Origin of the sequence: Polynucleobacter sp. UK-Gri1-W3, assembly GCF_018881595.1 — a bacterium.
Classification (GTDB): domain Bacteria; phylum Pseudomonadota; class Gammaproteobacteria; order Burkholderiales; family Burkholderiaceae; genus Polynucleobacter.
Genome location: NZ_JACVQA010000001.1, coordinates 82,224 through 97,588, shown reverse-complemented (window position 1 = coordinate 97,588; position 15,365 = coordinate 82,224). Strand labels below are relative to the sequence as shown.

General features: G+C 46.5%; 16 protein-coding genes. 9 read left to right on the top strand and 7 right to left on the bottom strand.

Annotated elements, in window-relative coordinates; translation table 11 throughout:
- Positions 1-49 precede the first annotated feature (49 nt).
- The gene (locus ICN36_RS00450) at positions 50-577 is read left to right on the top strand and encodes a pilin (RefSeq protein WP_216862007.1); all 528 of its coding nucleotides are present in this window, start codon (positions 50-52) and stop codon (positions 575-577) included.
- 62 nt (positions 578-639) lie between these two features.
- Here ICN36_RS00450 and moaC read toward each other — a convergent pair whose 3' ends face one another.
- On the bottom strand, positions 640-1,116 hold the full coding sequence (gene moaC / locus ICN36_RS00445) for a cyclic pyranopterin monophosphate synthase MoaC (RefSeq protein ID WP_216226485.1): 477 nt from the start codon (positions 1,114-1,116) through the stop codon (positions 640-642).
- Positions 1,117-1,139: 23 nt separating this feature from the next.
- Here moaC and ICN36_RS00440 point away from each other — a divergent pair, with 23 nt between their 5' ends.
- Positions 1,140-2,840, top strand: a complete 1,701-nt coding sequence (locus ICN36_RS00440; protein WP_216226484.1) for a M48 family metalloprotease — start codon at positions 1,140-1,142, stop codon at positions 2,838-2,840.
- Here the strand turns inward: ICN36_RS00440 and ICN36_RS00435 are convergent.
- The 5 genes from ICN36_RS00435 to ICN36_RS00415 are packed head-to-tail and all read right to left on the bottom strand — an operon-like array spanning position 2,837 to position 6,149.
- Complete coding sequence (locus ICN36_RS00435) at positions 2,837-3,457, bottom strand: DUF2946 family protein (RefSeq protein ID WP_216226483.1); 621 nt, start codon at positions 3,455-3,457, stop codon at positions 2,837-2,839. The genes ICN36_RS00440 and ICN36_RS00435 overlap by 4 nt on opposite strands.
- Positions 3,458-3,462: 5 nt before the next feature.
- The gene (locus ICN36_RS00430) at positions 3,463-3,897 is read right to left on the bottom strand and encodes a nuclear transport factor 2 family protein (protein ID WP_216226482.1); all 435 of its coding nucleotides are present in this window, start codon (positions 3,895-3,897) and stop codon (positions 3,463-3,465) included.
- A 17-nt stretch (positions 3,898-3,914) separates the two neighbouring features.
- Positions 3,915-4,955, bottom strand: a complete 1,041-nt coding sequence (gene waaF / locus ICN36_RS00425; protein ID WP_216226841.1) for a lipopolysaccharide heptosyltransferase II — start codon at positions 4,953-4,955, stop codon at positions 3,915-3,917.
- A gap of 46 nt (positions 4,956-5,001) precedes the next feature.
- On the bottom strand, positions 5,002-5,190 hold the full coding sequence (locus ICN36_RS00420; protein WP_072582777.1) for a zinc-finger domain-containing protein: 189 nt from the start codon (positions 5,188-5,190) through the stop codon (positions 5,002-5,004).
- Between the two features lie 35 nt (positions 5,191-5,225).
- Positions 5,226-6,149, bottom strand: a complete 924-nt coding sequence (locus tag ICN36_RS00415; RefSeq protein WP_216226481.1) for a branched-chain amino acid transaminase — start codon at positions 6,147-6,149, stop codon at positions 5,226-5,228.
- Between the two features lie 188 nt (positions 6,150-6,337).
- On the opposite strand from ICN36_RS00415, the gene ICN36_RS00410 reads away from it, so the two are divergent.
- From ICN36_RS00410 to ICN36_RS00380, 7 genes are all read left to right on the top strand, one after another.
- Positions 6,338-7,549: a phosphoglycerate kinase gene (locus tag ICN36_RS00410; protein ID WP_216226480.1), complete on the top strand. Its 1,212-nt coding sequence runs from the start codon at positions 6,338-6,340 to the stop codon at positions 7,547-7,549.
- Positions 7,550-7,551: 2 nt separating this feature from the next.
- The gene (pyk, locus tag ICN36_RS00405; protein ID WP_216226479.1) at positions 7,552-8,988 is read left to right on the top strand and encodes a pyruvate kinase; all 1,437 of its coding nucleotides are present in this window, start codon (positions 7,552-7,554) and stop codon (positions 8,986-8,988) included.
- A gap of 66 nt (positions 8,989-9,054) precedes the next feature.
- Complete coding sequence (gene fba / locus ICN36_RS00400; RefSeq protein ID WP_216226478.1) at positions 9,055-10,119, top strand: class II fructose-bisphosphate aldolase; 1,065 nt, start codon at positions 9,055-9,057, stop codon at positions 10,117-10,119.
- Between the two features lie 7 nt (positions 10,120-10,126).
- Positions 10,127-11,026, top strand: coding sequence for a phosphoribosylaminoimidazolesuccinocarboxamide synthase (locus ICN36_RS00395; RefSeq protein ID WP_216226477.1), 900 nt, complete (start codon positions 10,127-10,129; stop codon positions 11,024-11,026).
- 62 nt (positions 11,027-11,088) lie between these two features.
- Positions 11,089-11,583, top strand: coding sequence for a 5-(carboxyamino)imidazole ribonucleotide mutase (gene purE, locus ICN36_RS00390; protein WP_216226476.1), 495 nt, complete (start codon positions 11,089-11,091; stop codon positions 11,581-11,583).
- Positions 11,584-11,587: 4 nt separating this feature from the next.
- A complete protein-coding gene (locus ICN36_RS00385) occupies positions 11,588-12,772 on the top strand; it encodes a 5-(carboxyamino)imidazole ribonucleotide synthase (RefSeq protein ID WP_216226475.1) in 1,185 nt (394 codons plus the stop codon).
- Positions 12,773-12,774: 2 nt separating this feature from the next.
- Positions 12,775-13,881, top strand: coding sequence for an L-threonylcarbamoyladenylate synthase (locus ICN36_RS00380; RefSeq protein WP_216226473.1), 1,107 nt, complete (start codon positions 12,775-12,777; stop codon positions 13,879-13,881).
- On the opposite strand, the gene dacB is transcribed toward ICN36_RS00380, so the two are convergent.
- A complete protein-coding gene (gene dacB / locus ICN36_RS00375) occupies positions 13,827-15,356 on the bottom strand; it encodes a D-alanyl-D-alanine carboxypeptidase/D-alanyl-D-alanine-endopeptidase (protein WP_216226472.1) in 1,530 nt (509 codons plus the stop codon). The two genes, ICN36_RS00380 and dacB, sit on opposite strands and share 55 nt — an antisense overlap.
- Positions 15,357-15,365: the final 9 nt, after the last annotated feature.

The window sequence follows — 15,365 nt, the reverse complement described above, 5'->3', positions numbered from 1 at the left end:
GGCCGCGTAAAATTAGATGATTGAGTATTTCACATGGGGGAATTAGAAGATGCAGAAGCACAGTAAAGATATTCGAGATACTCAAAATACAAATAGCAATCAAGAGGCGGGCTTTACCTTGATTGAAGTGATGGTCGTTGTAGCCATCATTGGTATCTTGGTTGCAGTGGCAGTGCCACAATACCAAGATTACATTGCTAGAAGTCGGGTTGTGGAAGGCATGAATTTGTCCTCTAGTGCCAAGCTTGCAGTGACGGAAGCTTTTGCAAGTCGCGGGACTGTTCCTATGGATGAAGCAACGCATGGATCATTTACATTTACGCCAACACGCAGTGTGAAGTTAATTGAAATCACTACATCAGGTGCTATTGCGATTGACTATCAAGTGAGTGTAGCGCCTGACGGTAAAAATACACTTCATTTAGTACCAACAAATGAGCCTGATGCCAATTCTCCTAGACCTATTGATTTATCTAAACCAGAAGGTGCAACCTGGGCGGGCGGTTGGTCATGTCGATCTACTGAAACAAATTTAATTCCTCAGTTATTGCCTTCGGAATGCAGAATAGGTAAGTAAAATTTCTAATAAAAAGCCGCTCACGAAGCGGCTTTTTATTAGATTAATCAGTCCCAAGGTCTTTAGGAAGATTTCCATTCTCCAGACTTCCCGCCACTCTTCTCAAGTAGCTTCACATCACCCATGACCATGCCTCGGTCTACTGCTTTGCACATATCGTAGATTGTCAGTAGGGCTACTTGGACTGCAGTGAGGGCTTCCATCTCAACGCCTGTTGGTCCTGTAGTCTCTGCTCTGACTTGGCAGGTGACGCTACTTTCTTGGGGATTGCTTTTATATTCCAGGCTAACGTGAGTCAGCGCCAATGGATGGCATAAAGGAATAAGGTCTGATGTTCTTTTTGATGCCTGAATGCCTGCAATTCGGGCAATACCTAGGACATCACCCTTTTTATGGGTGCCTACTTCTACCATTTTGAAGGTTTCTGGCAGCATGGTGATTTTGCCGGTGGCGATGGCTATGCGGTGGGTGTTAGGCTTATCACCTACGTTTACCATGTGGGCTTGCCCGCTTGCGTCAAAATGAGTTAGTTTGTTCATGGGATAAGTTTTACCATATAGAGATGCAAGACATAAAGTCCGTTACAAAAACCTCTTTATTGCGCCGTGCTTTAGCCGTTCAGCTGATGGTCGGGCTGGCTTGCTCTGGATTTCCTGCATATGCAGCTACTCCTGCTGGGGACGTGTCTGTTGAGGGTAATTCAGCCGCCATTCAGAATATCGGTAGGGCAATGCAGTCGCCTGATGCGCGTCCCGCTAATGCACCTACACGTAACTCTATGCAAAGTCAGCCAACGATTATTTTGCCTGACATGGGCGATCCTGGCGGAGATGCCTTAAGCAGAATGGATGAACGCAAGTATGGCGAAATGATCATGCGCCAGATTCGTCCGGATCCCGATTATTCAAATGATTTACCACTCTATGATTTTTTAAATCAAATGGAGCGCCGTCTTTTGCAAGCTGCTAGAAAGTTGCAACTTGGGGGCGCAAATGAGCAGGGAAGTGGCGCTTATAACTTTGAAGTCTTCGCTGTAAAAGATAGCAGTATTAATGCGTTTGCATTGCCTGGCGGATTTATTGGCTTTCATACGGGACTGATCGTGAGTGCTGAATCTGATTCTGAGGTTGCATCAGTGATGGGGCATGAGACTGGTCACGTATTGCAACGCCATTTGGCACGTCAAATGGATAAGCAAACCACCAATATGATGATTGCATTGGCAGGCATGGTTCTGGGGGCTTTAGCAGCTTCCCGCAATCCTTCTGCTGCTGCCGGTCTAATGCAGGGCGGTCAAGCGGTTGCAGTGAATAACCAGCTGTCATACTCCCGTGATGCGGAGCGTGAAGCGGATCGTATTGGATTTCAGATTCTGGATGCAAGTGGATACGATGTCAATGGTGCGCCAGGATTCTTCCAGCGCCTGCAAAAAGCTACCGGGATTATGGATAAAGGGGTGCCTGGCTATGTTCGAACCCACCCCTTAACAACAGATCGTATTGCAGATATGCAAGATAGAGCTAGGACCGTAGGGGCACGTAACGTCCCAACTTCTGTCGAGTTTTATTTCATCAAAGCACGAGCTCGCATGGAACAATCAGGTACATCTAGCGGAATGTATGACTTGAAAAATACTTTTGAGAGCTACAGTAAGCAACAACCAATTGGCAAGCAATTAGAAGGCTTCTATGGGCTGGCATTAATAGCGCAACGCCAAGGAAAAATTGACCAGGCAGAGGCTGATTTGCAACAAGCTCGCAATTTGGCTCAGAAGGCAAGCGCACCGGGATCGCCCATCCAAAGACAAAGCCTATCTCTAGACATCACTGCCTCAGAGCTAGCCTTAGCAAAAGGAAAGGGCGAAGAAGCATTACAAATTGCCCAAGCTACATTACGCGCGTATCCCCAGTCTTATGCCGCTGGCGCTGCCATGATTAATGCTGAGCTAAAACTAGGTCGCACCAATGATGCCATTACATGGTTAAAGGCTCGTACAAGATCTCAGCCCGATGAAATTGTTTGGTGGACCTTGCTTTCTCAATCCTATGATCAGGCCAAGAATATCCCTATGCGACATTACGCTCTCGGTGAAAAATATGCCTTAGAGGGCGCTTGGCCCTCAGCAATTGAGCAGTTGAGAATTGCTCGCGCTGCCGGTGGCGCCGATTTTTATCAAGGCTCTAGTATTGATGCGCGTTTGCGTGAAATGCAAAGGCAGTATTACGATGAGCTCAAAGAGCAAGGGAAAAAAGCTCCGGGTTAAGGCTGTGGTTTTGCTATGTAGTGGAAGCGGGAAGCAAGCTCCTCAGAGTGAATGGGGTCCAAGGGCAATTGTTTTCCTTGCCAAACCCATGACCCCCCAAAACTACAAGCTTCTTCATGTAACTTGGCTAGCCCAGAAAACTGATCTAAATCGTGATCATGCAACAAAGCGATTGTTTGACTATTGCGCTCAGTAAATTGACCGTTCTTACGATCGCTGCTGTTATAAATTATTTGATTTAGGTTTCCGGCAATATAGATATTGCCCTTCTCATCACTCAGTGCGCCAGCTGGATCCATATTTTGATGGCATTGGTTAATAAAATTGAGACCTTTGTTGCTAGGAAGAATTCTTACAATCCAAGGAGTAGCAGCTAGTGTTATATGAACGCGTTGCGGCCCATTCTGAAAAAAGTATCTGCCAACTGCATCACAGGCATAGTTACGAGCGATAAATTCTTTCAGAGCGGTGTGTTCAATTACCTGACCTGGGAGATTGTTGAGTTGTGTGAACTCATCTCGCATACGCCATTGACCGCGACGATCCAAGGCAAGCCAGCCATAGCAATCAGGCACATTTGGCCACTTCATCAGTGACCGAAGTACTTGATCATCCATGATGCTTAATGCAGGCCGTGAGGCGTAGAAGGAGCGTCGAAAGTGTCTTCGGTAGAGTGGCTGGCATGTAAGTGTGCAATACGCCAACCCTGACTATCTTGCAGTAGCACGAGCGTGATATTGAGAAAAAATTCTGCTTCAACTTGATCTGCTCGCAGGTGTACTGCTTCGGTTGTGTCATATACAGCAGCACCTAAGACCGAGTGACTAATACAAGCAATAGGCTCTAAAAATAAAGGTTGCTTGGCAAGTAGCCTTTCTAAGCCCTCTCGAATTTCTGCATGACCAGTCAGGCGATGACCTTCTGGAAGAACGCAGGTGATCGAGTCATCATCCAACCAAATATCTAGGGCACCCTGAACATCGCGATGACGTAGTGCATCTCGCCACGCCTCTACAACTTCATCTGCATTGTGAAAGAGTCTGGCAAGTTTGGTCATAGCTTACTGTTCCTAGGTTATGGCTGCAAGGTATTCAGTGTAGCGAATACTTGTTCCGGCAAGATGTCGTTTAAGCACTTTAAGTGACCCAGTGGACATTCTTTTTTATGGCATGGGCTGCAAGGCAGGTTGAGCCAAATTACCTTGGCTTTATCTGACAATGGCGGAGTATGTGCTGGGTCGCTTGATCCAAAGATGGCAACTTGAGGAGTTTTGAGGGCTGCTGCAATATGCATTAAGCCCGAGTCATTGCTAATGACCGCTTTGCCCATACCAATCAGGGCAATCGCTTCATCCAGCGAGGTATCTCCACACCAGTTATGTATGGGGGCATCTTGCTTGGTCTGGGAGCGGATTTCTTGGGCAAGCGCATGATCACCTTTGCTTCCCAAAAGAATGATCTGACTATGTGGATTACTGGCAATGAGTTTTTGCGCCAATTGTGCAAAGTGACTACTTGGCCAGCGTTTGGTTGGGCCATATTCGGCGCCGGGACACATCACATAAATGTTGGCTGTATCAATATTGGCGCTGAGTAATTTGGCCTGTACTGAATGATTTGCAGCAGCAGATACATTTAACTTTGGAGTGAGATCGATTGCCGTGGCTACTGCCTGCTCTTGATTGAGGGCTTGGCTTAATGCAAGATAGTGCTCGACCATTGGCGGGCGATTTACTTTGCTTGGATTACCTAGCGCTACATTAATGAGACCAAAGCGTAATTCTCCGCGATAGCCAGCTCGAAAAGGAATGTTAGCAAGCCAAGGAATGAGCGCTGACTTAAGACTATTAGGTAATACAAAACAGGCTTGATATTTTTTTGTCGCCAACTTTTTTGCTAGTTGTTTACGAAGGTCCCACTGTAATTTTTTGTGTTCAAACTTCGCTTCAATGACTTCATGTACTTCAGAGCAAGCGCGATAAATTGGGGCTACCCAAGTGCTCGCTAGAACATCAATGTTTGCTTCTGGATATTGTTCTTTGAGCGATGCCAGCAATGGCTGAGTCATTACAGCATCCCCAATCCAGTTTGGGGCAATGATCAGAATACCGTGCATGTAATGCATCCCGACTCAGCACCTCAAGAAGAGGTGCTGATAAGGCTTAGTGACCGTGTGGCTCAGTGCCGGGAATGAGTTTGTACTCAGTGCCGCAGTATGGGCACTTGGCTTCACCGGTTTCAGTAATGTCTAAGAAAACTCGTGGATGCGAGTTCCATGCTGGTGTTTTATTAGTGGGGCAGTGCAGCGGCAAATCTTTGCCATCCACCATTACAACCTGAGCTTGAGTCATGTGCTGTTTCCTAATTACTGAAATAACTTAACGCATTACTTAACGTAAGTGAGCCAAGATTTGTACTGATCGTTTCTGCCATAAACCGCATCAAAATACGTCTTCTGAATCTTCTCAGTGATCGGGCCACGCTTACCGTCGCCAATTGTGCGGTCATCCAATTCACGGATTGGGGTAACTTCAGCGGCAGTGCCGGTAAAGAATGCTTCATCAGCAGAATAGACTTCATCACGTGTGATGCGTTTTTCGCGAATTTCATATCCCAAATCTTTTGCGATCTGAATAACGGAATCACGGGTAATGCCATCTAAGCATGAAGCCAAATCTGGCGTGTAAACGATGCCGTTACGAACCATAAAGAGATTTTCACCTGAGCCTTCAGAAACATAGCCTTCGGTATCAAGCAATAAAGCTTCATCGTAGCCATTGGCGGTTACTTCTTGATTGGCCAAAATGGAGTTGATGTAGTAGCCAGATGCCTTGGCGCGAACCAATGAAGAATTAACAAAGTGGCGTGTAAATGAGGAGGTTTTAACCCGAATACCCTTGTTTAGGCCATCTTCACCCAAATAGGCACCCCATTCCCAGGCGGCTATCGAGGTGTGGATGCTGTTACCTTTTGGGGAGATTCCAAGCTTTTGCGAGCCAATAAAGATAATTGGGCGGATATAGCAGGCTTCGAGCTTATTGCTGTTGACCACCTCAATAATGCCCTTGGTGATCTCTTCAGGGCTAAAAGGCATGTTCATTTGGAAGATCTTGGTGCCGTTAAAAAGGCGCTTTACGTGCTCCGGGAGGCGGAAAATAGCGGTTCCCTGGGGGGTTTTATAGGCTCGGATACCCTCAAAAACGCCCATTCCATAGTGCAAACTATGGGTTAACACGTGAACGTTAGCCTCACGCCAAGGGATTAGCTTCCCATCAGTCCAAATAAAGCCATCGCGGTCGGACATCGACATTTTCTTTACCTTTTGTGTCTATTAATTATCTGTAAAAGCGGTTTAAGCGGGGCACTGGGCCCAGAATGCATTTAAGTCCTTATTGTAGAGCAGGCAGGGCAGTCTGTTGGCTCCGATCCTTAGAGGTAGCTGGGCCAGAGCCTTTAGAATGGAGCATTCCCCATAAACCATCTTATTTACCCAAACTCATGCCGGATTCCTTATTTAAAGTTAAGCGTTTAAGCGAATTAGCCCAATCAGGTCAATTAAAGGGTAAGCGGGTATTTATCCGTGCCGACCTCAATGTTCCTCAAGACGAAGCTGGAAACATTACCGAAGACACTCGCATTCGGGCATCGATGCCGGCAGTACAAATGTGTTTGGATGCTGGAGCAGCTGTGATGGTGACCTCCCATTTGGGGCGTCCAACCGAAGGGGAATTTAAACCAGAAGATAGTTTGGCTCCTGTTGCTGATCGCATTGCCAACTTACTGAATCGCAAAGTTCCACTCATTAGTGATTGGGTGAATGGAGGATTTGAAGTAAATCCTGGTGAGATTGTGTTGCTCGAAAACTGCCGCCTTAATGTTGGCGAGAAAAAGAATAGTGACGAGTTAGCTAAAAAGATTGCTGCCTTGTGCGATGTCTATGTAAACGATGCATTCGGCACCGCTCACCGCGCTGAAGCTACTACATATGGTGTAGCCAAGTTTGCGCCAGTCGCTTGCGCCGGTCCTTTGATGGCTGCTGAATTAGATGCGTTGAGTCGTGCATTAGCCAGTCCAAAACGTCCGTTGGTGGCGATTGTTGCTGGCTCTAAAGTTTCTTCTAAGCTCACCATTCTGAAAGCCTTGTCAGAAAAGGTGGATGAGCTGATTGTTGGTGGTGGCATTGCGAATACTTTCATGCTAGCTAAAGGTTTACCTATTGGTAAATCACTTGCTGAGCCTGACTTGGTTAATGAGGCTAGAGAGATTATGGAGATCATGGAAAAGCGTGGTGCCCATGTTCCGATTCCAGAAGATGTTGTGGTTGCGAATGAATTATCTCCGTTGGCCCGCGCAAACCGTGTTCCATCTGATCAGGTGGCAGAAGATGACATGATTTTGGATATTGGTCCAAAGACCGCTGCACGCTTATCGATCATGCTCGCTCATGCCGGCACTATTGTTTGGAATGGCCCACTGGGCGTATTTGAAATTGATCAATTTGGCGGTGGCACCAAGATGTTAGCTGCAGCTATTGCACACTCACCTGCATTTTCTATTGCTGGTGGTGGCGATACTTTGGCAGCAATTGCGAAATACGGTATTGAGAATCAAGTTGATTACATCTCAACTGGTGGTGGTGCGTTCTTAGAATTTTTAGAAGGCAAAACCTTGCCAGCCTTTGCAGTACTTGCTGAAAGAGCGAAAGAATAAATATGTTGAGAGCAACAAAGATCATTGCAACCTTAGGGCCTGCTTCCGAAAAGCCTGAAATCTTGCGTGACATGATCCGTGCTGGTGTAGATGTTGTGCGGATGAACTTCTCTCACGGCACTGTTGCCGACCATAAGGCGCGTCATGACTTAGTGCGCACAATTTCCGCTGAAGCTGGCAAAGAAGTCGGCATCATGGCTGACTTACAGGGCCCTAAAATTCGTGTCGGTAAATTTGTCGATAGCAAAATTCTTCTAAAAGAAGGCGATAAATTTACTCTGGACGTAGCTTGTGAGCTCGGGGATCAAACTAAAGTAGGTCTTGATTACAAAGAGCTCCCAGGCGATGTAAAACCTGGCGACCGTCTTTTATTGAATGATGGTTTAGTTGTTCTTACCGTTGAGAGCGTTAAGGGCGGAGAGATTTTTACCATCGTTGAGCAGGGTGGGCCACTCTCCAATAACAAAGGTATCAATCGTGCTGGCGGCGGTTTGACTGCGCCCGCACTGACTGAAAAAGATATTGCCGATTTAGATGCTGCGATTGCTATGGGCGTTGATTTCTTAGCAATCAGCTTTCCCAAAGATGGTGCTGATATGGCCTATGCCCGTAAGCTGGCAGACGCTGCAAGCGCTAAGCATGGGGTTGGTAAAGTTAGGACGATTGCTAAAGTAGAGCGTGCAGAGGCGATAGAACCCGAAGCGCTGAAAAGCATTATTGCTGAGAGTGACGGCATTATGGTTGCTCGTGGCGACCTTGCTATTGAGGTTGGCAATGCTGCAGTACCTGCTTTGCAAAAGCGCATGATTAAGTGGGCGCGTGAAGCGGATAAATTTACAATTACTGCTACGCAAATGATGGAGTCCATGATTAATGCTCCAGTGCCAACGCGTGCTGAAGTGAGTGACGTTGCTAATGCCGTATTGGATGGCACTGATGCGGTGATGTTATCTGCTGAGTCTGCTGCCGGCATGTATCCAGTGCAGACCATCAAAGCGATGGCAGAGATTTGTGTGGAGGCGGAGAAATCTGATCTTGTAAAGCTTGATACTGACTTCTTAGATCAGACCTTTACGCGTATCGATCAAACGATTGCTTTGGGTGCTTTGTTTACTGCCCATCATTTAAATGCAGACGCAATTGCAGCCTTGACCGATTCCGGATCAACCGCGATTTGGATGAGTCGCCACAATATTCATGTGCCAATCTTTGCGCTTACTTCTAAGATCGCAACCCAGCGCGCTTTAAGCACGTATCGTAATGTCACGCCGATAGGATTGGATTACACCAAAGATCGTGATACTGCTTTGCAAGAGGTAGAGACTTGCTTAAAAAAATCGGGCGCGGTTAAAAAGGGCGATACCGTTGTGCTTACTTCAGGAGAGCCCATGGGTGAGCCTGGTGGTACCAATACCCTCAAGATTATTCATGTGAAGTAATTCACATTGAAAAAGATTCAAAACAGATTTATTTTTAACCTCATTACTATTTATTAAGAGAACATCATGGCTTTAGTATCTTTAAGACAACTCTTGGATCATGCTGCTGAAAACGGTTACGGCCTGCCAGCATTTAACGTGAATAACTTAGAGCAAGTAACGGCGATTATGGAAGCGGCGAATGAAGCCGACTCTCCAGTCATCATGCAGGCTTCAGCAGGTGCCCGCAAATATGCTGGTGAAGCATTCTTACGTCATTTGATCTCTGCTGCGGTTGAGGCTTACCCCCATATTCCAGTTGTGATGCACCAAGACCATGGTCAAAGCCCAGCAGTATGTATGGCTGCGATCAAGAGTGGCTTTACTAGCGTAATGATGGATGGTTCATTAGAAGCAGACGGAAAGACCGTTGCTAGCTATGAGTACAACGTTGACGTATCTAAAGAAGTAGTAAAGTTTTCTCACTCTATTGGGGTTACGGTTGAAGCTGAGCTCGGTGTTTTGGGCTCACTTGAGACTATGCAGGGTGATAAAGAAGATGGTCATGGTGCCGATGGGAAGATGACGCGCGAGCAGTTGCTGACTGATGTGGAACAAGCTGCTGATTTTGTGAAGGCAACCCAATGCGATGCTTTGGCTATTGCGATTGGTACTAGCCATGGGGCATATAAGTTCACAAAAAAGCCAACAGGCGATATTTTGGCAATCGATCGCATCAAAGAAATTCATGCTCGTATTCCGAATACGCATTTAGTAATGCATGGCTCTTCTAGCGTTCCCCAAGAGTTACTAGCTGAGATTCGTGAATTTGGTGGCGATATGAAAGAGACTTATGGCGTTCCTGTTGAAGAGATTCAAGAAGGCATTAAGAACGGTGTTCGTAAGATCAATATCGATACGGATATCCGTTTGGCGATGACTGGTGCGATTCGCCGTTACCTAATTGAAAATCCAACTAAGTTTGATCCACGCGATTATTTGAAGCCCGCTCGTGAAGCTGCCAAGAAGGTATGCATTGCGCGTTTTCAAGCTTTTGGTTCTGCTGGTCAAGCATCCAAAATCAAATCAATTTCTTTAGAGAAGATGGCTGAGCTATACAAGAGCGGCAAATTAACTCAAATTGTGAAGTGATTTAAATATGCCAGCTCTTTACGCTACCTCCATTAAATCATTGCCTTTGCTGTCAAAGGGCAAAGTACGTGACGTTTATGCTTTAGATGACGACAAGTTGCTAATGATTACAACTGATCGTCTCTCTGCATTTGATGTAGTCATGGGTGAGCCTATTCCTGAGAAGGGCGTAGTTCTCAATCAAATGGCAAATTTTTGGTTTGATAAATTAGCTTCTGTTATTCCAAATCATTTGACCGGTATTGACCCAGCCACTGTTGTCGCTCCTGGTGAAGTTGATCAGGTGAAAGGTCGCGCTGTTGTGGCTAAACGCCTTAAACCAATTTTGGTTGAAGCGGTAGTTCGCGGTTATCTAGCAGGAAGCGGCTGGAAAGATTACAAAGAAACTGGCAAAGTTTGCGGCATTGCATTGCCAGAGGGTTTAGAGAATGCCCAGAAGTTACCTGAGCCTATTTTTACTCCCGCTGCAAAAGCTGAGGTGGGTGAGCACGATGAAAATATCTCATTTGAAAAAGTGATCGAGGTTATTGGCGAAAAATTGGCTAACCAAATTCGCGAAGTGAGTATTCGTTTGTATAAAGAAGCTTCTGAATACGCCGCCACTCGTGGAATCATCATTGCAGACACCAAGTTTGAGTTCGGTTTAGATGCAAATGGCCAATTAGTATTGATGGACGAAATCTTGACTGCAGATTCTTCACGTTTCTGGCCAGCGGAGACCTACTATGTGGGCTCAAACCCACCCTCTTATGACAAGCAGTTTGTGCGAGATTGGCTTGAAACCGCCATGGTGGATGGCAAGCTATGGCCTAAAACAGCACCTGCACCGCAATTACCAGCAGATGTCATTGAAAAGACTGCCCAAAAGTATCGTGAAGCCCTTACCCGGCTTACTGAGACTGCTTAACGGATAGGTGTAACTCGAGGATAATAGAGTCCTTGATAGATATAAGGCATGTGGAGAGGTAAATGAGTAAGAAGCCAATCGTCGGAATAGTCATGGGATCCAATTCAGATTGGGACACCATGCAGCACGCTGCTCAAATGCTTGAGCAATTTGGTATTGCTCACGAAGCTAAAGTCCTCTCCGCGCATCGCATGCCTGACGATATGTTCCAGTATGCAGAAAAAGCGCAAGCCAATGGCTTGCAGGCGATTATTGCTGGAGCAGGTGGCGCAGCCCATTTACCAGGCATGCTCGCATCCAAGACTATTGTTCCGGTTTATGGCGTTCCTGTTGCAAGTAAATATTTGCGCGGTGAAGATTCTCTCTATTCCATAGTGCAGATGCCAAAGGGTATACCTGTTGCTACTTTCGCAATTGGAGAGGCTGGTGCTGCTAATGCTGCCCTGCATGTGATTGCTGGTTTAGCTTTGCATGACGCTGATTTGGCAAAACGCTTAGAAGAGTTCCGTATAAAGCAATCTGATGCTGCGCGTTCAATGAATTTGCCGGGATATTAATTACATGGCAGATCGTATGGAGCCCATTTTGCCGGGTTCGTATTTAGGAATTTTAGGTGGCGGTCAATTGGGGCGAATGTTCACTCAGGCTGCTCAAGCGATGGGCTATAAGGTTTGCGTACTTGATCCAGGTTCTGATAGTCCTGCGGGTTCCATTGCGGAAAAGTTTATTCAAGCTGATTACACGGATAGTGCCGCTTTAAAAGAGATGGCCGCATTGTGTTCATCAGTGAGTACTGAATTTGAAAACGTTCCTGCTCAAGCTTTGGATGAGTTGGAATCTTTGGGTGTCTTTGTGGCGCCGCGTAGTAGTTGTGTTTCATTGGCTCAAAACCGCGTTGCTGAGAAAAATTTCTTAGCTACCTGGAAGTCGGAAACCAATATTGGCCCAGCCCCTAACTTTGTCATTGAGTATGAGGCTGATATTGCCCATACTCCAAAAGATCTCTTTCCTGGGATCTTAAAGACAGCACGCATGGGCTATGACGGAAAAGGTCAGGCGACTGTTTACAGCTCAGAAGAATTAACTACTGCATGGAATGAATTCGGGTGCGTACCATGTGTGCTTGAAAAACGTATGGAGTTAGATTTTGAAGTATCAGCTTTGGTGGTGCGTGGCTATGATGATGCTGTAGTGGCTTATCCAGTTGCTCAAAATATTCATCGCGATGGTATTTTGCACACCTCGACTGTGCCAGCTCCGTCACTCAAGCCTGCTCAAGAAAAAAAAATCATTGATGCGGCTAAGGCTCTCATTCGCAAGATTGATTACGTTGGCGTTCTTTGTGTCGAGTTCTTTGTTCTCAAGAATGGCGACATTGTTGCGAATGAAATCGCCCCACGCCCACATAATTCTGGTCACTACACCATGGATGCTTGTGTGAGCAGCCAATTTGAACAGCAGGTTAGGGCAATGGCTAGATTGCCCTTAGGCGATACCCGTCAGTTAGCTCCTGTATCTATGTTGAACTTATTAGGCGATCTTTGGTTTGAAGGTAAAGAAGATCAGTCAAAAGAGCCTGCTTGGGATAAAGTACTGGCCCATCCTGATGCCAAGTTGCATCTCTATGGCAAGTCTGCACCGCGCATCGGCAGAAAAATGGGTCACATTAACTGCTTGGGCGAGAATCTTAATGAGGCTCGGAAAAATTGCGCAGCTGTTGCCCTTGAATTGGGGATCGAGCCCTAGAGATGTCTGCAGACAGTACCCCGCTGCAAATATCAGCAGTAATTAATGAAGCAGTGCAAAACTTGCGTGATGGTGGTTTAGTTGCATTCCCCACAGAGACTGTTTATGGCTTGGGCGCGGACGCTAAAAATCCTGAAGCAATTAAGAAAATCTTTTCTGCTAAGGGTCGTCCATCTAACCACCCCCTCATTGTTCACTTAGCTGCGCCAGATAAATTCGATCAAACCCAGATTGATTGGGTCTCCCTATTGACACCATGGGTGAGAGATTTATCCGAAGAGGCAATCAAGTTAATCAATTCATTTTGGCCTGGCCCATTAACGCTAGTCTTCAAGAAAGATAAAAGCGTTTTAAATGAGCTGACAGGTGGGCAAGACACTGTGGCCATTCGTGCGCCCTCTCACCCAATTGCTCAAGAGTTATTGCGTAAATTTAAAGGTGGTGTTGTCGCGCCCTCAGCAAATCGCTTTGGTAAAGTTTCCCCCACAAGCGCTGCAGATGTCCGTCATGAATTTGAAGGCATGTTGGATTTAATGGTGTTGGATGGCGGCGATTGCGAAGTTGGCATTGAGTCAACCATCATTGATTTATCTTCGGGCGATAAGGCCATACTTCTTAGACCGGGCGCCATTACTCCAAGTGAGATCTTTGCCAAGACAGGTGTGAAGGTTTATCAGCCTGGAGAAGTAAAAGGGAATGAAGCGGCCAATAAAGCAACGACAGATCTACCAAGGGTATCTGGAAGTCTTAAAGCCCATTACGCACCAACCACGCCTTTGCGCCTATATGCTCCAGGTCGTGTCTTGGATGCCTTGAGCGAATATCCAGATATTAAATCGCGTGTTGCTGTAGCGGTGTGGGATTCAGAATCCTCCTTAAGCGAAGATGGGCATCCTTCGGCCCACTTTGAAGAGGTTGAGGTTCCAAGTGATAGTGGTGCTTTTGCGAGTCGGCTATATCGCTTCTTGCGTGATTTAGATCAGCAGGGCTGGGATTTGATTTTGTTCCCTGAACCGCCAGCAGGCGAGGAGTGGGACGGCGTTAGAGATCGTCTTCAGCGCGCATGCTTTGGTTCTGGGCCATCTTCAAGCAGCCACGATAGTAACTGATCGTGCGCCTCTAGACCTCTCCAAGCATTGGGGTGGTTGATGAATGAAGTCACCGCATACATCTTTCCGGATTTACTCATTACATAGCCTGAGATCGCTCGCACATCAGCAAGAGAGCCGGTTTTAATTCTGGCTTCTGGTTTTTTCTTGAGATGTAAAAATTTACGTAGTTGAACCATTAAGCGATTGCGCATCGTGCCATCTGTGCCAGCAATTGGTAGGCTGTTATAAAAAATATCACCCACTGGGAGATTGCGTGCAGTCAATAAGAGTTGATTCATCTGACTTGCAGAGATCGCTTCATTGCGAGATAGTCCTGAGCCATTCTCAATCACTAGCCCCTGAAAGTCCAAGCCATTTTGTTTGAGCCAGCTCTGAATGACTAACTCACCATTCGCAGTCGTTGCTGGCTTACCCATTTTTTCTAGAGCCATAGTCAAAAGAACTTGGCGGGCCATGACGTTATTGGAGTACTTGTTGATATCAACAACATCATCGGTAAGCTTGCTGCCTTCAAATTGCAATAGGAGTCGAGCGGCTAAAGGAACTGAACCATCTTTGCCGATAGGGGCTTGTGCCCAGCTGCCACTAGCCAATTCCCAGGCGGCAGCAAAGCCTTGCGTTAGAAAGGTATTAGCATCAAGCGCAACGACATTAAAGTTCACACCCTTACAAGCGCTAGGGAATGTACCAGAGAACTGGGCAGTCAAAGGCTGATCGGTATTGGTGACACCTTCGGGATCTAAATTAAAGCGGATATTGCTTTTCCAGTTATCGCATGAGCGATCGACCAACTGCATTTGGTTGGATACCTTTAGCTGGGAGAGGGAGGGGGTGTAACTAATGTCAATAAAATCCGCGGTGCGTGACTTACCTAGTTGAAACGACAAAGTTCTAAATGCATAGAGCAGAGGATCTGGCGGAACGTTGTATGCACGCAGAGCTTCGCCATCAATAGTATTGTGCTCCATGACACTAGCCGCATAAGCACTTCGATCAAAGAATAGGTTGCCATCAATCTTCTGGATACCCAGACCTTGAAGGCCCTTCATCATCTTAGCTAACTCTTCCGGAACGAGTTTTGGATCACCCGTACCTTGCAAATAGAGATTGCCCTTCAATACCCCCTGACGAATCACTCCATCTGTATAGACATTAGTGCGCCAACGATATTGCGGACCTAAGATGTCTAAACCAGAAAGCGTAGTGAGTAGCTTCATGGTGGAGGCGGGGTTCATTGGGTCGCCACCACGCCAGTCCAAAACTTTCTTGGCTACGTTTTTTCCGGGGCGACCAGGTTCAATCTCTACAACTGAAATACTTACCGTATCAAGAGGGATTTGATTGTGTTCGAGGCTACTCGCTACGGATGGAGGAATTGCTGGGGATGTAGTCTCGCCGGCAAAGGCCAAAGAGCTAGCCGTCCAAAGGAGGATTGTGATAAAGGCGGATGGGCGAAAAGGAGATAAACGCATCTCCCATAG